Consider the following 18,642-nt stretch of genomic DNA (forward strand, 5'->3'; position numbering starts at 1 on the left):
GGCCGGGCGGTGTCCATCGATCGCAGAAGTCTCGTGAACGGCGCCCGAGGAGATCGGCCATTCGGTCAATGTCACCCTTTTGGCGGTGTGGTGAATGGGCGCCAAAGGTATAGAGGCCGCTCGGGTGATCCTTGCCCCCGGAGCGGGCGGATACATAATCATTCTTTCATAAAGTGGGAATAACTGCCTCGTCTGTATCCGTAGGGATGAGGCATGCAAGCGAAATGGAGCGTACTGAGTGCGCGCTTGCTGTCTACTCCCTCTTAATCGTGAGGAAGGTTCTCTTGAACCGCAGAACGATCCGAACTTCGCGCCTGAGATCCGTCACCACGGTGTCGGTCGGCGCGGTAGCCGTGGCGCTCAGCGTCGTCCCGAGCGCGTTGGCTGTCGCCGAAGAGATGCACGCACCCAGCACCCGCGTGGTCGTGGAGCAACTGGGCACGAACGACGTGTCAGAGGTGGCCATCGCCGACGCGGTCCGCAGGGCCGGCTCCAATGGGCAGGCGGCAGCGGTGCGTCGGGACGGCAACAGGGAATACGGCGCCGACCATGACCGCGGCCATGGCAACAACGACCGTGGCCCCCAGGGCCCGCGCGGTCCTCAGGGTCCCAGGGGTCACGACGGCAAGCAGGGTCCTCAGGGCGCGCAGGGCGCTAGGGGAGCTCAGGGTGCTCAGGGCGCGCAGGGTGCTCAGGGCGCGCAAGGTGCTCAGGGTGCCCAGGGCGCCACGGGCGCGGGCGTTCAGGGCGCCCAGGGAGCCCAGGGTGCTCAGGGTGCTCAGGGCGCCACGGGCGCGGGCGTTCAGGGAGCCCAGGGTGCTCAGGGTGCTCAGGGAGCCCAGGGAGCCCAGGGAGCCCAGGGAGCCCAGGGCGCGCAGGGCGCGCAGGGCGCGCAGGGAGCCCAGGGTGCTCAGGGTGCCCAGGGCGCGCAGGGAGCCCAAGGCGCGCAGGGTGCTCAGGGCGGGCTTGACGGCATCACAGTCCGGGTCAACCCCGTTGCCGACACCATGACGGCGACTGCGACGTGCCTCGTCGGCGAGACGGTGGTCGGCGGCGGATTCACCACCTCCTCGGGAAGCATTCGCGACAGCTTCCCGAGCGGTGGTCCACCGCCCACCGGGTGGACCGTCACCACCACCGCAAGCCAGACGATCACGGCCTTCGTGCTCTGCGCGTCGTGACACCGTAACCCTCGCGCGAGGGTGCCCCGTGGCCTCGGCCTCGGGGCACCCCCGCGTTCCGTCCCGGAAGAGGTCTCCGACAGCGCGGATCACTAGACCAGCAGCGGGCCGCCGCACCGTTCGGTGCCGTCCTTCATCGCGATGAGGTTGGCGACCACGTAGGAGATGTTCTTCTCGGAGTGCCACTCGGACGGGAAGCAGGTGGCGAGCCGCGAGCTCTGGAACCGGGCCTCGAGGTCGGGCACGAAGGCGCGGTACTGGTCGTCCGTGTAGTACCAGAACGAGTTCTCGTTGTAGTAGGCGACGTGACTCGGGTCCTGGTACGCGCCCCGGCCGTCGGAGCTGGGTGTCAGGGTGAGGAGCATCCCGCCGGGTGCCAGCAGCCGGTACAGCTCGTTGATCAGCGGCACCTTCGCGGGCACGTGCTCGAGGAAGTTCACGGCCCGCATCAGGCCGACGGAGTCGTCGGGCAGATCCACCCTGCCGGGCAGGGTCGCGACGATGTCGACGCCCTCACCCAGGTGCTTGTCCACGCCCATGTAACCGGGCGGCTTACGGCGGGCCGCGCCGAGGTCCAGCGCGATCAGCCCCCTCCGGTGGGTCCAGGCGAGGGCGTTGGCCTCGATGTACTTGTCGTACAGGGCGACCGTCTCGCGCTGGATGTGCGCGTTGATCTCCGGATCACGCTGGGTGTTCGCGGGGTGCATCCGCTGGAGGTACAGACAGCGGGGGATGTGGTGGAAGTCGCCGACGTGGAACATCCGGCACATCAGGTCCTGGTCGTCGAGAACCGTACGGGTGGCGTCGTACCCACCGGACTTGACATAGGCGTCCTTGCGGAACGCCCGCACGTGGTTGGGCGCGTACCAGATGTACGAGACGTTGTGCGGCGTCGGAGCCATCGACCTGACCTGGAGCAGCTTGCGGCCGTCGACGCGCACCTCCTCGTAGTGCCAGCCGTGCGTCTCGTTGAAACGATCGTCGTCCCGCTTGCCGTCCTCGGTGATCTGCGCGGTGTTGCTGTAGACGAACACCGCCTCGGGATGCGCGTCGAAGGCCTTGGCGAGCTCCGCCAGGCACGCCTTCGCCAGCAGGTCGTCGTGGTCGAGCTCCACGAGGATCTCGCCGCGCGCCAGTTCACAGGCCCTGCGCTTCGCCGCTCCGACGCCGATGACGTCGTCCGCGATCTCCAATCGGACCCTGTCGTCGGGGCGTTCCGGCCGCCACCGGGCGCCGTTGTTGAGCAGGACGATCCACTCCCAGTCCGAACAACTCTGCGCCTGCAGGGTTGCCAGGCACTCGTCGAGAAAGCGGGGGCGGTGGCTGGGGGTGAAGACGGAGAATCTCGGGGTGGCGGTCGACGTCATCTCGTGCTCCCTGCTGTGCTCGATCGGGTTGAGGTGCTCAGGGAATCCCGGAAGGATTCCGGCACTTGGGAACGGAGCGAGGGATCGGCCGCGACCGCACTGCGGAACTCGTCCGTGGCTACCTGGTCGCGGTTCTTCATCGCCCAGATTTCCCCGAGGTGCAGATGCACCGTGGCCGCCTGGGGATCGACTCCAAGGGCGCGTTCCAGAAGTCCCAGGGCGCGGTCGGGGTCGCTCGACTTCAGCAGAATCCCCTCATTGAAGAGAGCCGACATGAACGCCGGATCGATCTTCAGGGACTTTTCGTAGGCCGCGCGGGCATCGTCCGTCCGACCGTCGTCATGGGCGATGACGCCCAGGTTGTACCAGGCGAACTTGTTCTTCGGGTCCAGCCTCAGCACGCGCCGGTAGGTACGGACGGCCCCTTTTAAATCGTGGTTCTCCTGTTGCTGAATTCCGTCCTGCAAAATGGAATCGGCATCCTGGAGTGGCTGGTTCACCGCCGGCTGGGCCGCCTCGGATTCCGGATTCATTGCGGAATTCAGCGCCCACGACATCACTCCGGTGGAAACTGCGGCCGCACCGGCGAGCACCACCAACAATCGCCTACGTTTCACTGTGTCACATCTCGTGGAAGAGTGAGGGATCGATGGTGTACGGGAAACCGAACCACCGTCATTTCCACCGACGTTACGAGGCTGTTTAGTTGGCACCGCCGTTTGGCGGGAGCTTGGGGTGCGCAGTCCACCCGAATGTACGCAGGCGCAGAAGAAAATGGCGCCCGGTCCGCGCGTCACGTCGGACGCACGCGGACCGGGGCCGCAGGGGGAGCCCCTCAAGGGCTCAGGCCGACGCCACCTCGCGCGGCTCCAGGGCCGCCGAGTGTGCGTCCATCCGCTCGGCGGCGAGGATCGCGGCCGCCGTGTCGGCACGAGAGGCCGCGACCACCAGAGCCCGGCCTGCGAGCGCGTGGGCCCGCCGGTGCAGGGCCGTCAGGCGCGGGGCGCGGTCGACGGTCACCGACGAGCGGGCCGGCGTACGGCCGCCGCGGAGCCGGCCCACCTGCTCGGCGAGCCGGTCGGCGGCGGTGTCCAGGTCGGCGGAGGGCGCCGCCGCGCGCAGTTCGTCCGTGACGGCGAGCAGCGCGGCGAGATGCCCCGAGAGCTGGATGTCCAGCTCTTCCTCACGGGAACGATGGGGGAAGTCGGAGGCACTGCCGGCCATCGTGCTGTGGACCGACTTGGTGCGGATCGGCTCGTACATGGGGGTGGCCTCCTGAAGCTGTCAGGAAGCCATCCTAGCTTAGATTTCGTCTAAAGTTGAAAAACCTTAGGGCGAACGGCCCTTGCTACGAACGGCCCTTGCCGGGACCGGCCCCTGTCGTGGGCCCTGTCACGGCTGGCCGTAACCGTCGAGGAAGGTGCCGATCCGGGTGATCGCCGAGCGCAGGTCGCCGACCGACGGCAGCGTCACCACCCGGAAGTGGTCCGGTTCGGGCCAGTTGAAGCCGCTGCCCTGGACGACCATGATCTTCTCCTGCCGGAGCAGGTCCAGGACCATCCGCCGGTCGTCCTTGATCTTGAAGACGTTGGGGTCGAGACGCGGGAAGAGATACAGCGCCCCCTTCGGCTTCACACAGCTCACCCCGGGGATCTGGGTCAGCAGCTCGTACGCCACGTCCCGCTGCTCCCGCAGTCGCCCGCCCGGCAGCACCAGCTCGTTGATGGTCTGGCGGCCGCTGAGCGCGGCGACCACGCCGTGCTGACCCGGCATGTTCGCGCACAGGCGCATGTTCGCCAGGATCGTCAGACCCTCGATGTAGGAGTCGGCGTGCGCGCGCGGCCCGGAGATCGACATCCAGCCGACCCGGTAGCCGGCCACCCGGTACGCCTTGGACATCCCGTTGAAGGTGAGGGTCAGCAGGTCGGGGGCGACCGAGGCGGTCGGCGTGTGCGTGGCGTCGTCGTAGAGGATCTTGTCGTAGATCTCGTCCGAGCAGACCAGCAGGTTGTGTCGGCGGGCGATGTCGGTCAGCCCGCGCAGCATCGCCTCGTCGTACACCGCGCCCGTCGGGTTGTTCGGGTTGATGATGACGATCGCCTTGGTGCGGTCGGAGACCTTCCGCTCGATGTCGGCGAGGTCGGGCATCCAGTCGGCCTGCTCGTCGCACCGGTAGTGCACGGCCGTACCGCCGGAGAGGGAGACGGCGGCGGTCCACAGCGGGTAGTCCGGGGCCGGGACGAGGACCTCGTCGCCGTCGTCCAGCAGTCCCTGCATCGCCATCACGATCAGCTCGGAGACGCCGTTGCCGATGTAGACGTGCTCGACGTCGGTCTCGATGCCGAGGGTCTGGTTGTGCATGACGACCGCGCGGCGCGCGGCCAGCAGGCCCTTCGCGTCGCCGTAGCCGTGCGCCGAGGAGACGTTGCGGAGGATGTCCTCCAGGATCTCGGGCGGGCACTCGAAGCCGAACGCGGCCGGGTTGCCGGTGTTCAGCTTCAGGATGCGGTGCCCTGCCGCTTCCAGGCGCATCGCCTCCTCGAGAACCGGGCCCCGGATCTCGTAACAGACATTGGCGAGCTTGGTCGACTGGATCACCTGCATGTCTGGGAGCTTACGGCCCGGTAACGCTCCGTGGGTCGTGTTTTCCGCCACGTGGGACGCGTCGGTTTGAGTCGGTATCGCCGGTGAGGCTCCGACGGGCGTTTCCCGACCCTTCCGGACCTGTCCGAAAACAGCTCCTTGCCCCCGCGCGCCCCTCCATTAACAATGCGCATGACAAATCTGTGGGTGGCCGGAAGATCTCCGGTCACCTTCGTCATACAGAGGGGACCCCCCACATGAGAAAGCCTCTCGCCGCCGCGCTCTTCGCCCTGGTGATCGCCGGGACCGGCGCGGCACCCGCGGTCGCGGCGCCCGCGCCGGCCAAGGAGACCGCGCTGGTCGCGGAGACCGCGCCGGCCAAGGAGACCGCCGCTCCCGCGATCCAGGCCGTCACCTTCGCCGGCACCGTCTCGCTCAGCAACTGTTCCGGTTCGGTGGTCCGCTTCCCGGCCTCGGAGGACGACGACCCGGCGCTGGTGATGTCGAACGGTCACTGCCTGGAGACCGGGTTCCCGGCCGCCGGCGAGGTCGTCGTCGACCAGGCCTCCACCCGCACCTTCGGCCTGCTCAACTCCGCCGGCACACGGCTCGGCACCCTGCGCGCCAGCAAGATCGCGTACGCGACGATGACCGACACGGACGTCTCGCTGTACCAGCTCACCACCACGTACGCGCAGATCAAGAGCTCGTACGGGATCACCGCGCTCACCCTGAACGACGCGCACCCCACCGCCGGTACCGCCATCACCGTCGTCTCCGGCTACTGGAAGCGCACCTACGCGTGCAACGTCGACGGCTTCGCCTACCGCCTCAAGGAAGGGGAGTGGACCTGGAAGGACTCGGTCCGCTACACCTCCGCCTGCCAGACCATCGGCGGGACCTCGGGCTCGCCCGTCATCGACAACGCCACCGGCAAGGTCGTCGCCGTCAACAACACCGGCAACGAGGACGGCGGCCGCTGCACCGACAACAACCCCTGCGAGGTCGCCGCGGACGGCACCGTCACCGTCCGCCAGGGCATCAACTACGCCCAGGAGACCTACCAGATCCCGGCCTGCTTCGGCCTCGACAACAAGCTCGACCTGAGCAAGAGCGGGTGCACCCTGCCCAAGCCGTAGCACCGCGGAAGCCGTGAGCGGCTACGGAGTCCTCCGCACCGCCCGCCCCGCCAGCACATCCGTCCGTCGGCCGTCCTCGATCACGAAACGGCCGTCGACCAGGACGTACGGGATGCCCGTCGGCAGCACCCGCGGGTTCTCGAAGCTCGACCCCGCCGCCACCGTGGCCGGGTCGAACAGCACCAGGTCCGCCCGGTAACCCTCGCGGACCAGCCCGCGGTCCGGCAGGCGCAGCCGGGCCGCCGGGCGTGCGGTGAGCCGGGCGACGCACTCCTCCAGGGTCAGCACCCCCAACTCCCGTACGTACCGGCCGAGATACCGGGGAAAGGTGCCGTACGCGCGCGGGTGCGGCTTGGCGCCCTGGAGGATGCCGTCCGAGCCGCCGGTGTGGACGGGGTGCCGCATGATCGCCCGCACGTTCTCCTCGTGGCCGACGTGCTGGAGGATCGTCGAGCCGAGCCGGTCGTCGAGGAGGAGCCGGCGGGCGGTCACCCAGGGGGCCTCGCCGCGCAGGTCGGCGGACTCCTGGACGGTACGGCCGACGAAGTCCCCCAGCCCGGGGTCCCGCACGCCCGAGATCTCGATCGTGTCCCACTCGACGGGCACTCCGTGACAGCCGTCCGCGCCGACCACCTCCAGGTGGTGCCGGACGCGTTCCGCCGTCTCCTGGTCCGCCAGCCGCCTCAGGACCTCCTCCGGGCCGCCCTCGCTCGCCCAGCTCGGCAGCAGGGCGGCCAGCGTGGTGGAGCCGGGCGTGTAGGGGTACGTGTCGAGACTGATGTCGGATCCGGCGGCGAGCGCGTCGTCCAGGAGGGACAGCAGCTCGGGCGCGCGGCCTTTGTTGACGCCGAAGTTCATGGTGGCGTGCGCGAGATGGAGCGCGCAGCCCGCCTCGCGGGTGAGGGCCACCATCTCCTCGTACGCCTCCAGCGCCCCGGCGCCGTAGGAGCGGTGGTGGGGGCAGTAGTAGCCGCCGTACGACGCCACCACCCGGCACAGCTCGGTCAGTTCGGCGTCCTTGGCGTACATGCCGGGGGTGTAGGTGAGCCCCGACGACAGGCCGACCGCGCCCTGCTCCAGGCCCTCGGCGACCAGTTGCCGCATCCGGTCCAGCTCCCGGGGCGTGGCCGCGCGGTCCTCCCAGCCGACGGCGAGCGCGCGGACCGTGCCCTGGGGGACGAGATAGGCGGCGTTCACCGCGATGCCCTGCCCGTCGAAACCGCGGTCGAGCCGGTCGAGGTACTCGCCGACCGACCGCCAGTCGAAGTCGATGTCGTCCCCGTCGCCGTTCCAGCCGGTGATCGCGCTGCGGACCTCGGCGAGCGTACGGTCGTCGACCGGCGCGTACGACAGCCCGTCCTGGCCGAGGACTTCGAGCGTGACGCCCTGCGCGGCCTTGGCGCTGTGGTCGGGGTCGCGCAGGAGCGCCAGGTCGCTGTGGGCGTGCATGTCGATGAAGCCGGGGGAGAGGACGAGGCCCTCGGCGTCCAGTTCCCGGCGGGCCCTCGGGCGTTGGCAGCCCGCCGCCGCGGCCTCCTGGACGATCGACACGATCCGGCCGCCGTCGATCACCACATCGGCGCGGTACGAGGCGCCGCCCGAGCCGTCGACCACGTCCGCGTCCCGGATGACGAGCTCTGCCAGCTCTGTCACGTCCCGCCTCCCTAGAAGAACGTACGGATGTAGTCGACGACCGTGCCGTCCGCCTCCGCGAGGGGGATCAGCTGCCACTTGTCGAAGGACGTGCACGGGTGGGAGAGGCCCAGGCCCACCCAGTCCCCGACGGCGAGGTCCGCCTCGGGGGCCGTGCGCAGCCAGGCGTGCTGGTCGGACAGGGCGGTCACCTCGATCCCGGTGGCCGGGCGCTCGACGCCGTCCCGGCGGACCACCTGGGCGAAGGGCAGGTCGAGGTCGTAGGCCGCGTCCCGCTTGCCCGCGTTCACGAACGCCTGCTCGGCGGACGGCCGGGACACCACCTGCGTCCAGAGCCGGAACGCGGGCTCCAGAGCGCCCTCCTCTGGAACCCGGTTGAAGGGCGTGAGCTTGCGGTAGTGGCCGTCGTCATGCGAGACGTAGGCGCCCGAACGCAGCAACTTCAGCACGGGCAGGGACAGTTCGGGAATCTCGGCGAAGACATCGGCCACCGCGTCGAACCAGGCGCTGCCGCCCGCGCTGACCACGATCTCCTCCGCGTCGGCGAACCGCCCCGCCTTGTCGAAGTCGGCGGCGAGCGCCACCAGCCGGCGCAGCCACTCGTGCACCCGCTCCGAGGTGGCCCCCGGCACCTCGCCCTCGTAGCCCGCGACGCCGACGAGCCGTAGCGTCCGGGTCCCCGCCACCGCGTCCGCGACCGCCGCGCACTCCGCCTCCGTACGGACGCCGGTGCGGGCGCCCTCGCCGGCGGCGAGCTCGACGACGACGTCCAGGGGGCGGCGGGCGCCGCGCAGGGCCGCGTCCATCAGCTCGACCCCGCGCACGGAGTCGACGTAGCAGAGGAGCCGGAAGTCGTCGTCGGCGTCGAGCCGGCCGGAGATCCAGCGCAGGGCGGCCGCGTCGACCAGCTCGTTGGCGAGGAAGATCCGCCGGAACCCGAAGGCGTGGGCCACCCGGACCTGATGCGGCACCGCGAGGGTGACACCCCACGCCCCGTGCTCGATCTGCCGCTGGAAGAGCTGCGGCGCCATGGAGGTCTTGCCGTGCGGGGCGAAGGCGAGGCCGTGCCGGGCCGCGTACGTCTCCATGAGCCGCAGGTTGTGCTCGAGGCGCTCGGCGGAGAGGGCCAGTACGGGAGTGGCGAAACCGTCGGTGAAGAGGTTGCGGCGCTGGGCGGCCAGCTCGCCGACGGTCAGGCCGTCGGCGTCAGGGGGGAGGCCCTTGAAGCGGTGATCCACCCGTTCCGCCGCCAGGCCGGCGAGCGCTTCGATGGCCATGGAGCCTCCCTGATCAGCTCGATTGCATTATGTGCAACACTCGTTGCGTATATCGCTTACCGCTGTCTAACATCTCCGGCGACGCGGGGTCAACGAATCCGCCGCCATCCGCAACCGGCCGAGGAGCTACGACGATCGTGACCACCAGCGGACCGTGCAATGCCCCCGACGTCGTGGACGTCGTCGCGCTCGGCGAGTCCATGGTCACGTTCCTGCCCTCCCGGCCGGGCCGTCTCGCCGATGTTCCCTCCTTCGACCGGGGGATCGGGGGCGCGGAGTCGAACGTGGCGTGCGTGCTGGCCGCCGCCGGCCACGCCGTGAAGTGGGTCAGCAGGGTCGGGGCCGACGGGTTCGGCGACCACCTCCTGGAGACGGTCGGGGGATACGGCGTCGACGTGTCCGCCGTTCGCCGGGACCCGGCCCGTCCGACGGGCGTGTACTTCCGCACGGCGGGGGACCGGGAGACGGACGCGCACGAGGTGGCGTACTACCGGGCGGGCTCGGCGGCCTCGGCGATGGCGCCGGGGAACATGGATCTGACGACGGTGCGGGCGGGGCGGGTGCTCCACCTCTCCGGGATCACGGCCGCCCTCTCCGACGACTGCCTCGCCCTCCTGTGGGAGCTGACCGCACCCCGGCCCGACCGGCCGCTCGTCTCCTTCGACGTCAACTTCCGTGCCGGACTGTGGCGCGACACCGACGGCCCCCGCGTCCTGCTCGACCTGGCCCGCCGGACCGACATCGTCTTCGTCGGGGCCGACGAGGCACGCGACGCCTGGGGCCTGCACGGAGCACACGCCCTCGTGGCCGCGCTGCCCGAACCGGACCTCCTGGTCGTCAAGCAGGGCGGAGACGGAGCGGTCGCCTTCGGCAAGGGCGTCGACGAGGGCTTCGGCAATGGCGTTGGCGAAGGCTTCAGCAACGGCGTCGACGAAGGCTTCAGCGACGGCGACGGCGACGGCGTCGACGAGGGCGTCGGCAAGGACCCCGACGGCACCGCCACCCACGTCAGCGCCCCCCACGTGGACATCGTCGCGGCCGTCGGCGCGGGCGACGCCTTCGCCGCGGGCTTCCTCTCCGGCACTCTCCGCGACCTCCCCGTACGAGACCGCCTGAGGCACGGTCACCTCTGGGCCGCCGCCGCCCTCACCGCCCCCGGCGACCTCGCCCCGCCCCCCGCCCGCGATCACGCCGACCGACTGGTGGCCCTGGACGACGACGCGTGGGGGAGACTTCGACTCGGGCCCGGCTGGACACAGGCCGCGAAGCGGGCCGAGAAGCGGGCCGAGAAGGAGGTACGTACGCCATGAGCCAGACCGTCGACCGCGCGCTGAGCATCCTGCCGCTGCTCGCCGAGGGCCCCGCCGACCTGGGCCAGGTCGCCGAGCGCCTCGGCGTGCACAAGTCCACCGCGCTGCGCCTCCTGCGCACCCTGCACGAACACGGCATGGTCTACCGCCAGTCCGACCAGCGCTACCGCCTCGGCGCCCGCCTCATCGCCCTCGCCCAGGAGGCGATGGAGAACCTCGACATCCGCGAGATCGCCCACCCCCACCTCACGGGTCTCAACGAACAGTGCGGACACACCGTCCACCTGGCCGTCTACGAGGAGGACGAGGTCCTCTACATCGACAAGGTGGAGAGCCGCTACCCGGTGCGCATGTACTCGCGGATCGGCAAACCGGTGGCCATCACCGTCGCGGCCGTGGCGAAGCTGCTCCTCGCCGACCTCCCGGAAGCCGAGCGCCGGGCCCTCGCGGAGAAGCTCGACTACCCCCTGTACACGTCCCGTTCGACACCCAACGCAGCTGCTTTCGTACGCGAGTTGGAGAAGGTGCGCGAACAGGGTTGGGCCACCGACCTCGGCGGCCACGAGGAGTCCATCAACTGCGTCGCGGCCCCCATCCGCGGCGCCGACGGCCGTGTGGTCGCAGCGATGTCGGTCTCCGCGCCGAACGTCGTCGTCACCGCCGACGAACTCCTCACCCTGCTCCCGCTGGTGCGCCGTACGGCGGACGCCATCAGCGGCGAGTACTCCGGCAGGACCCCCGTCAAGGAAGTCACCTCATGACCGAGAAGATCTCGCTCACCCCCAAGACCCACACCACCCCGCCCGCGAAGTTCTCCCACGGTGTGAAGAAGGGCAACATCCTCCAGGTTGCCGGACAGGTCGGCTTCCTCCCGGCCGAGGAGGGCAAGCCGCCCACGCCCGCCGGCCCCACTCTGCGCGAGCAGACCCTCCAGACCCTCGCCAACGTCAAGGCGATCCTGGAGGAGGGCGGCGCGAGCTGGGACGACGCGATGATGATCCGCGTCTACCTCACGGACGTCGACCACTTCGCCGAGATGAACGGCATCTACAACACCTACTTCGAGGAGCAGGGCCTCACCGCGCCCCCGGCCGCCCGCACGACGGTCTACGTCGGCCTCCCCGCCGGGCTCCTCATCGAGATCGACGCGCTCGCCGTCCTGGGCTGAACCTCGACTGACGGCTCCTCAACTCCCGCACGACGTACACGGTCCGGCACCTCTCGGGGTGCCGTGCCGCGATCCTCCCTGCCCGAAAGCTCCATGATCTTACGCAGAGGACCCCCGAATGTCCCTTCCGCTCGCGGCCGCAACGACCCCCGAAGCCCCACCCCACACCGGCGGTCTGCTCCTCCTCATCGACGGCACGGCCGGCCTCCTGACCGTCGCCGCCATCGGCATAGCGCTCCTGCTGTTCCTCATCATCAAGGCGAGACTCCAGCCGTTCGTCGCGCTGCTCGCGGTCTCCATAGCCGTCGGCCTGCTGGCCGGCCTGTCGGTCACCGAACTCTTCGGCACCGTCCAGCGATCGGACGCGGTGTCCACCATCGAGACCGGCATGGGCGGCATCCTCGGCCATGTCGCGATCATCATCGGCCTGGGCACCATGCTCGGCGCGATCCTCGAAGTCAGCGGCGGCGCCGAGGTGTTGGCGTCTCGGCTGCTGAACCTGTTCGGGGAGAAGCGCGCCCCGCTCGCGATGGGCATGACCGGCCTCATCTTCGGCATACCGGTCTTCTTCGACGTCGGCATCTTCGTCCTCGCGCCGATCGTGTACGCGGCCGCCAAACGCTCCGGCAAATCGATCCTGCTGTACTGCCTGCCCCTGCTGGCAGGCCTGTCGATGACCCACGCCTTCCTGCCCCCGCACCCCGGCCCGGTCGCGGCGGCCGGTCTGCTGCACGTGGACCTCGGCTGGGTCATCCTGATGGGCGTCATCTGCGGCATCCCGGCCGTGCTGGCCGCCTGGGCCTTCTCGGCGTGGATCGGCCGCCGCATCTTCGTCGCCGTACCGCAGGACATGGTGGAGGCGGCGGCGGAGGCCAAGCAGGCGGTGATCGACGAGCAGCGCGAGCAGGGCGTCGCGCCGCGTGAGGAGCCGGTGCCGCTGGGCACGGTCCTCTGCATCATCGGTACGCCGCTGGTCCTGATCCTCGCGGCCACCTTCTCGTCCATCGCCCTGGACCCCTCCACGGGCCGCTCGGTGATCGAGTTCTTCGGCCATCCCTTCGTGGCCCTGACGATCGCCCTGCTCCTCGCGTACTACCTGCTGGGCATCCGTCGCGGCTGGTCCCGCAAGTCCCTGGAGACCGTGTCCACGGCCTCGTTGAAGCCGGTCGGCAACATCCTGCTGGTGGTCGGCGCGGGCGGGATCTTCGGCGCGGTCCTCAAGGCCAGCGGTGTCGCCCAGGCCCTCTCCGACACCTTCAACGACGTCGGGCTGCCGGTGCTCGTGCTGGCGTACCTGATCTCGGTCGTCCTGCGGGTCGCGCAGGGCTCGGCCACGGTCGCGATCGTCACGACGGCGGGCATCGTGGCGCCTCTGCTGGCCGAGGGCGATCACTCCCAGGCCTTCGTCGCCCTCGTCATCATGGCCATCTCGGCCGGCTCCATCTTCGCCTCGCACGTCAACGACGGCGGCTTCTGGATGGTGGCGAAGTACTTCGGCATCAGCGAACGGGACACGCTCAGGACGTGGACCGTGCTGGAGTCGGTGCTGTCGGTGGCGGGGTTCGTGGTGGCGGCGGTGCTGAGTCTGTTCGTGTAGCCCGATGAATCTGTTCGTGTGGCCCCATGTGGTCGTGTGGCCCCATGTAGGCGTCTGATAACAAAGTTGGGGCTGGCTGTGCCCGACACAGGATCGTCGACCATACTGCCCGCTGTGGAGCAGCGCATAGGTTCGAGCAGCCAGCCCCTGGAAGGCGCCGGATTCGACCCGGCTTTCATCCCCGGGCTCACCTCACCCGTGTCCGGCGAACCGGCGGACGCCAGACCGGAGGAGCCCAAGGGGGAGGTCTCTGATGAGGCCGGTTCCGAGGAGCCCGGCCCGAAGGCGTCGGACGGCTCTGATGACTCGGATGCCTCGGAGGTCCCGGGTGTCTCGGACGTCTCCGTCGCGGAGTCGCCCGAGACCGACGAGGAACCCGACGGGCCCGTCTTCGAGGCGTCCGACCGCCGCGCGAAGATCGTCGCCGACCACAAGGGCGTCCGGCTCACCCTGGACGACCAGGCGTGCGAGTTCCGCTGGGACGAGATCGGCGCCGTCGAGACGGAGGTCCCCCGCTTCGGCAAGCGGCTCACCATCACCGTGCACACCCCCGACCGCCGCTGGTACCCGATCGAGATCGAGGCCACGTCCAGGAGCCGTTTCACGGAGTGGGACGAGCAGTTGGACGCCGTTCTCGACGAGTACTTCGAGGACGGGGACGAGGAGAGCGCGGACGAGGTCGCCGAGGACGCTGAGGTCACCGAGGAAGAGAACGGCGGGGCGGCGGAGAAGGCCGAGGCCGGAGAGCCCAAGGCAGCGAAGTCCGAGGCAGCGAAGTCCGAGGCAGCGAAGTCCGAGACGGCGAAGTCCGAGACGGCGAAGCCCAAGGCGGAGGCGTCCGACGAGAAGGACGCCGACTGAGGACGCGTAGCCGTACCCGTACCCGCACCCGTACGCGTCCCCGTACGCGACGTAGGCGAGCGCCACGGCCGTAATCGCACCGGGGCCGGTCCCGACAAGGACCGGCCCCGACCCACCCTGCGTGCGCCCAGCGCTTCGCGCCTAGGCGCAGTACTGCGCCTCCTTGCCGATGGACCGGTACATGCAGTCCGCGTTCTCCAGCAGCTGCAGCACCGCGTCCCGGTTGCGCGCGGTCTCCCGCTCGATGACCTCGTCGGGCGGGTAGAAACCGCCGCCGGAGCTGGACGACGGGTACATCTCGAAGGTGTAGCTGAAGATCTTGTGCGTACCCCAGAGGTAGTCGTCGATCGTCCCGTCCGTGATGTACAGGTCGCTTGACTGCTCCGGCGTGTAGCCGTTGCTCGCGGCCATCTTCCGGCCGATCGTGGCGAAGGCGTTCTGGTCGTCCGCCGTCATGCCGGTAGCCGTGTCCGCGGTGGTGTACCCGAAGGGCCACAGCACCAACTCGCTGTACGTGTGGAAGTCGACGCCCGCCGTGATCTGCTGCTTGCCGCCGACGACCCGGCTGCGCACGAAGTCGGCGACCACCTTGACCTCGGTCGCGGACTCGGCGGCACTGCCCCGGTAGGTCTCCGAGGACGTCGAGCCCGAGGAGCCGCCGCAGCAGCCCCAGCGGTAGTTCCAGTTGCGGTTGAGGTCCGTACCGACGTACGAGGAACCGCTGTTGGGCTGCCGGTTCTTGCGCCATGAACGGTAGGAGCCGGTCGCGATGTCGTACTCGCCGCCGTCCGGGTTGAGGTCGGGCACGATCCAGATCTCACGGTTGTTCACCATGTTGGTGATCCGGGAGTCGGAGCCGTAGCCGGCGCCCAACTCGCGGATCAGGTACAGCGCCATCTCCACCGTCAGGTGCTCACGGGCGTGTTGGTGGTGCGTGAACAGCACCTCGGGTTCGGCCTCGTCCGTCGCCACGTTGTCGCTGATCTTGATGGCGACGATGTCCCGGCCCTCGTACGACTTCCCGATCACGCGCTTGCTCATGATGTTCGGGTACGCCGCGAGCCGGGTGTTGATCTCCGTGTTCGTCTCGGCGTAGTTGTGGTAGCGCGAGTCGGCCGAGGGGAAGTCGAGGAGCCGTACATCGTCCGCGCCGTTCGACCGGTCCGGCGCCGCGCCCATCAGCGTGACGTCGTAGCCGAGTTGCCTCAGCTTCTTGACCTGGTCCGCGCGGCCGGAGACGAACACCGAGTGGTCGTCGGCGTCGTCCACCGTCACGCCGGCCTGCTGGAGCGCCGTGCGGGACTGGGAGTTCGAGGGCATGTGCACCTCGTACTGGCGGATGTCGTCGGCGGACGGGGCCGCCTTCTGGGCGCTGTCGGCGTTCGCGGAGAGCGGGGCCGCCAGGGCGAGCGCCGCGAGACAGGCGACGGCGGCGACGGCGGCGCGTCGTCTGCCGGCGCGGGCGCCCGAGCCTCGTACACGAAGTCGCATGAAGTCTCCTAGGTTCTCCAGGTTTCCGGGATCTCCGGAAGTGGGGGAGTGGAGCGGGGGTGGTCCAGCGACGTAGCTGCGGGCCGGCCGGCGGTGGGCGTTGCCGGCGGGCCCTGGTGCGGGTGTGCCGCTCATCGTCTGCTTGTGGCATGAGCAGGTCAAGAGCGAATAAAGCCCCGATGGCCTGAACTGTGCGGCGGACAGGGGCCATTGGCGAAGGTTCGCGCAGGTGGGCGAACCCGTCCCCCATCCAGTTCCTTCACCGCACGCCCTCTTGCCTCATCGTCCGCTTTACGCTTTCTTGATCGGCATGGCGGACACCACGGACAGCACGGACAGCAAGGACAACGCGGCGCCAGGAACGGCGGCCACCTCGACCCCCCGGAAGTCCAGTTGGAAGTACATCGGTCCCGGAATCGTCGTCGCGGCGACCGGCGTCGGCGCCGGTGACCTCGTCGCCACGCTCATCGCGGGCAGTAACTTCGGCTACACCCTCCTGTGGGCGGCCATCATCGGCTGCCTGGTCAAGATCTCCCTCGCCGAGGCGGCGGGCCGCTGGCACCTGTCCACCGGCCGCACCCTCTTCGACGGCTGGGCGAGCCTGGGCCGTTGGACCACCTGGTTCTTCGTCGTCTACGTCGTGATCTGGGGCTTCGTCTACGGCGCGGCCGCGATGTCGTCGAGCGCGCTGCCCCTGCAGGCCCTGTTCCCCGACGTGATGGACCTCAAGGCGTGGGCCGTCGCCTGCGGACTGGTCGGCCTGGTCTTCGTCTGGTTCAACAAGTACGAGATCTTCGAGAAGGTCATGACGGTCCTGGTGGGCGTCATGTTCGTGGTCACGGTCTACCTGGCGATCAGGGTCACCCCCAACCTGGCCGACGCCTTCGCGGGCCTGCTCCCCGTCCTGCCCGACGAGAAGGACTCGATCCTCAACACCCTCGGCCTGATCGGCGGCGTCGGCGGCACCATCACCCTCGCCGCGTACGGCTACTGGGTCAACGCGAAGGGCTGGACGAACACGGGCTGGATGAAGGTCATGCGCCTCGACAACCGGGTCGCGTACGCCACCACCGGCATCTTCGTCGTGGCGATGCTCTTCGTGGGCGCGGAACTGCTCCACTCCGCGAACGTGGCGATCGCCAGCGGCGACAAGGGCCTGATCCAGCTGAGCGACATCCTGGAGGACAAGTACGGCACGGCGACGGCCAAGTTCTTCCTGATCGGCTTCTTCGCCACGTCCTTCACCTCCCTGATCGGCGTCTGGCACGGCGTGAGCCTGATGTTCGCGGACTTCGTGGCGCGGTACCGGACGGATGCGGCGGCACGGGCCGAGAAGGGCACTGCGGGTGCGGGTGCGGGTGCGGGTGCGGGTGCGGGTGCGGCGTCGGATGGCGGTGCGGCGTCGGGCGAGGCGATCGCGTCGGGCGGCCGGGAGAAGTCCTGGCCCTTCCGCGCGTACCTGCTCTGGCTGACCTTCCCCCCGATCATCCTGCTCTTCCAGGGCCAGCCGTTCCGCCTGATCATCCTCTACGGCGTCCTCGGCGCCGCCTTCCTCCCCTTCCTGGCCGGCACGTTGCTGTGGCTCCTGAACTCCTCCCGCACACCCCGCGAATGGCGCAACGGCCTGCTCAGCAACGCCATGCTGGCGATCGCGGGCCTGCTGTTCCTGATCCTGTGCGTGAAGCAGATCTGGGACCAGCCGTGGGCGGACTTCCTCTAGGGCGGCTCCTGGAACCGGGGCCGGTCAGAGCAGGTGATCGGCCTTGCCCGCCTTGATCTCGAGGATGAGCGAGCGGAGCGCTTCCCGGGTGTCGGTGAGGTAGGCGTCCTCGGCACCGGCTATGGCGATGTAGGCGTTGCCGGCGGGGTCGGTGCCGAGGCGGAAGCAGCTCGCTCCCTCGCCGCAGAAGGGCTCTTCCCATGTGATCTCGTCCATCGGACTGCTCCTCACAAGCTGTTGGCGATGCCCCGGATGAAGTCGCGTGAGTTCTCGGGGGACAGGGCGATACGTTCCATCCAGTCCAGGTGGGCACGGTACTTCGCCAACTGTGCTTGCTCACCAAGGAATTCCGGCCCGTGGGAAGTGTCGACCTGTGCGGTGTCGAGCTGGGGCGTGGGTCCTTCGAGGTAGTTGACGGTCTGTCCGGCCCCGGGGAACGTACCGGCGGCGAACGGGACGACGCGCAGAAGCACCGCAGGCCGTTCGGACACCGACAACAGGTGCTCCAGTTGGGCGCGAGCCACCTTTGGCCCGCCGAATTGCATGCGCAGCGCGGCCTCGTGTACGACACCGACGTACGCGGGCGGATTCTCCCCCTCCAGCACTTGCTGACGCTCCGCACGGAACGCCAGCCGCAGAGCGACCTCGTGTTCGGGCAGCGGCGGCAGCACAGCCCTGAAGAGTTCGAGTGCGTGATCGCTGGTCTGGAACAGGCCCGGGATGTGCGCGGTGTGGGCCGTCCGCATACGCACGGCGTGCGATTCCAACTCGGCGATGTCCAGGAGCCCGGGGGCGAGGGCTCCACGGTAACGCTCCCACCAGCCCCGCCCGTTGGTGCGGGCCAGGCTCACCAGGGCCTCCACGTATGCCTGGTCGGAACACTCGCAGTTGCAGGCGAGAGTACGGAGTCGCTCCTCGCTGATGGTGCGGATGCCCGTCTCGATGTTGGAGATCTTCGCCCGGTCGAGGCCGAGGAGCCCAGCGGCCTGATCCGCCGTTATGCCCGCCGCCATCCGCATCTTGCGCAGCTCGCTGCCCAGACGCTTCTGCCGCTCGGTCGGTGTCGTCCTCGGTGGCATGCCCTTCCTTCCCGTATGGGTCGTCAGCAGTCTGCCGTGAACCAGTGCCGACCCACCACGTCCGGGTCAATTTCACTGACGAAGTGGCAATGTAACCAACTACCTCTCTACATTAGGTAGCGCGTCAGTTACCCCCGGCTACTGGAAGCGCATCACACGAGCCTGCCCGCACTCTCCCGCCCTGGGAGGGGCCGGGCCCGCGGCAGGGAGACAGGC

18 protein-coding genes are annotated in these 18,642 nt (G+C 69.2%); 8 read left to right on the plus strand and 10 right to left on the minus strand.

Going from position 1 to position 18,642, the window contains the following annotated elements; translation table 11 throughout:
- Window positions 1-452: 452 nt before the first annotated feature.
- Window positions 453-941 (minus strand): hypothetical protein, encoded by a 489-nt coding sequence (locus AB0H86_RS15920; RefSeq protein WP_362437660.1) that lies wholly within the window; start codon window positions 939-941, stop codon window positions 453-455.
- A gap of 66 nt (window positions 942-1,007) precedes the next feature.
- Here AB0H86_RS15920 and AB0H86_RS15925 point away from each other — a divergent pair, with 66 nt between their 5' ends.
- Entirely contained in the window at window positions 1,008-1,181 is a 174-nt protein-coding gene (locus tag AB0H86_RS15925) for a hypothetical protein (protein WP_362437663.1), read from the plus strand.
- A 92-nt stretch (window positions 1,182-1,273) separates the two neighbouring features.
- Here the strand turns inward: AB0H86_RS15925 and AB0H86_RS15930 are convergent, their stop codons facing one another.
- From AB0H86_RS15930 to AB0H86_RS15945, 4 genes are all read right to left on the minus strand, one after another.
- A complete protein-coding gene (locus tag AB0H86_RS15930; RefSeq protein ID WP_362437666.1) occupies window positions 1,274-2,548 on the minus strand; it encodes a glycosyltransferase in 1,275 nt (424 codons plus the stop codon).
- Window positions 2,545-3,144: a tetratricopeptide repeat protein gene (locus AB0H86_RS15935; protein ID WP_362437668.1), complete on the minus strand. Its 600-nt coding sequence runs from the start codon at window positions 3,142-3,144 to the stop codon at window positions 2,545-2,547. The genes AB0H86_RS15930 and AB0H86_RS15935 overlap by 4 nt, the downstream gene beginning before the upstream one ends.
- A gap of 247 nt (window positions 3,145-3,391) precedes the next feature.
- On the minus strand, window positions 3,392-3,811 hold the full coding sequence (locus AB0H86_RS15940) for a hypothetical protein (protein ID WP_362437671.1): 420 nt from the start codon (window positions 3,809-3,811) through the stop codon (window positions 3,392-3,394).
- Window positions 3,812-3,940: 129 nt separating this feature from the next.
- Window positions 3,941-5,152 (minus strand): pyridoxal phosphate-dependent aminotransferase, encoded by a 1,212-nt coding sequence (locus tag AB0H86_RS15945; protein ID WP_362437674.1) that lies wholly within the window; start codon window positions 5,150-5,152, stop codon window positions 3,941-3,943.
- A 236-nt stretch (window positions 5,153-5,388) separates the two neighbouring features.
- On the opposite strand from AB0H86_RS15945, the gene AB0H86_RS15950 reads away from it, so the two are divergent.
- On the plus strand, window positions 5,389-6,270 hold the full coding sequence (locus AB0H86_RS15950) for a serine protease (RefSeq protein ID WP_362437677.1): 882 nt from the start codon (window positions 5,389-5,391) through the stop codon (window positions 6,268-6,270).
- Between the two features lie 21 nt (window positions 6,271-6,291).
- On the opposite strand, the gene AB0H86_RS15955 is transcribed toward AB0H86_RS15950, so the two are convergent.
- Both AB0H86_RS15955 and AB0H86_RS15960 read right to left on the minus strand, forming a co-directional pair.
- Window positions 6,292-7,914 carry a D-aminoacylase gene (locus tag AB0H86_RS15955; protein WP_362438527.1) on the minus strand — a complete coding sequence of 541 codons (1,623 nt, stop codon included), beginning with the start codon at window positions 7,912-7,914 and terminating at the stop codon, window positions 6,292-6,294.
- A 20-nt stretch (window positions 7,915-7,934) separates the two neighbouring features.
- Entirely contained in the window at window positions 7,935-9,200 is a 1,266-nt protein-coding gene (locus AB0H86_RS15960) for an amino acid deaminase (protein ID WP_362437680.1), read from the minus strand.
- A gap of 137 nt (window positions 9,201-9,337) precedes the next feature.
- On the opposite strand from AB0H86_RS15960, the gene AB0H86_RS15965 reads away from it, so the two are divergent.
- The 5 genes from AB0H86_RS15965 to AB0H86_RS15985 all read left to right on the plus strand — a co-directional run bounded on the left by AB0H86_RS15965 (window position 9,338) and on the right by AB0H86_RS15985 (window position 14,136).
- Window positions 9,338-10,510 (plus strand): sugar kinase, encoded by a 1,173-nt coding sequence (locus AB0H86_RS15965; protein ID WP_362437683.1) that lies wholly within the window; start codon window positions 9,338-9,340, stop codon window positions 10,508-10,510.
- Window positions 10,507-11,271 carry an IclR family transcriptional regulator gene (locus AB0H86_RS15970; protein WP_362437686.1) on the plus strand — a complete coding sequence of 255 codons (765 nt, stop codon included), beginning with the start codon at window positions 10,507-10,509 and terminating at the stop codon, window positions 11,269-11,271. Before AB0H86_RS15965 ends, AB0H86_RS15970 begins: the two co-directional genes overlap by 4 nt.
- On the plus strand, window positions 11,268-11,678 hold the full coding sequence (locus AB0H86_RS15975) for a RidA family protein (protein ID WP_362437689.1): 411 nt from the start codon (window positions 11,268-11,270) through the stop codon (window positions 11,676-11,678). The genes AB0H86_RS15970 and AB0H86_RS15975 overlap by 4 nt, the downstream gene beginning before the upstream one ends.
- Window positions 11,679-11,796: 118 nt before the next feature.
- Window positions 11,797-13,275 (plus strand): gluconate:H+ symporter, encoded by a 1,479-nt coding sequence (locus AB0H86_RS15980; RefSeq protein ID WP_362437692.1) that lies wholly within the window; start codon window positions 11,797-11,799, stop codon window positions 13,273-13,275.
- Between the two features lie 114 nt (window positions 13,276-13,389).
- On the plus strand, window positions 13,390-14,136 hold the full coding sequence (locus AB0H86_RS15985; protein WP_362437695.1) for a hypothetical protein: 747 nt from the start codon (window positions 13,390-13,392) through the stop codon (window positions 14,134-14,136).
- Between the two features lie 141 nt (window positions 14,137-14,277).
- On the opposite strand, the gene AB0H86_RS15990 is transcribed toward AB0H86_RS15985, so the two are convergent.
- The gene (locus AB0H86_RS15990; RefSeq protein ID WP_362437698.1) at window positions 14,278-15,627 is read right to left on the minus strand and encodes a M14 family metallopeptidase; all 1,350 of its coding nucleotides are present in this window, start codon (window positions 15,625-15,627) and stop codon (window positions 14,278-14,280) included.
- A gap of 310 nt (window positions 15,628-15,937) precedes the next feature.
- Between AB0H86_RS15990 and AB0H86_RS15995 the strand changes: the two genes are divergently transcribed.
- The gene (locus AB0H86_RS15995) at window positions 15,938-17,347 is read left to right on the plus strand and encodes an Nramp family divalent metal transporter (RefSeq protein WP_362437701.1); all 1,410 of its coding nucleotides are present in this window, start codon (window positions 15,938-15,940) and stop codon (window positions 17,345-17,347) included.
- A gap of 24 nt (window positions 17,348-17,371) precedes the next feature.
- Here AB0H86_RS15995 and AB0H86_RS16000 read toward each other — a convergent pair whose 3' ends face one another.
- Window positions 17,372-17,563: a hypothetical protein gene (locus AB0H86_RS16000; protein WP_362437704.1), complete on the minus strand. Its 192-nt coding sequence runs from the start codon at window positions 17,561-17,563 to the stop codon at window positions 17,372-17,374.
- Between the two features lie 11 nt (window positions 17,564-17,574).
- Window positions 17,575-18,426, minus strand: coding sequence for a helix-turn-helix transcriptional regulator (locus tag AB0H86_RS16005; protein ID WP_362437707.1), 852 nt, complete (start codon window positions 18,424-18,426; stop codon window positions 17,575-17,577).
- Window positions 18,427-18,642 lie beyond the last annotated feature (216 nt).

The sequence above is a fragment of the Streptomyces sp. NPDC050997 genome (genome assembly GCF_040660135.1).
GTDB lineage: Bacteria > Actinomycetota > Actinomycetes > Streptomycetales > Streptomycetaceae > Streptomyces.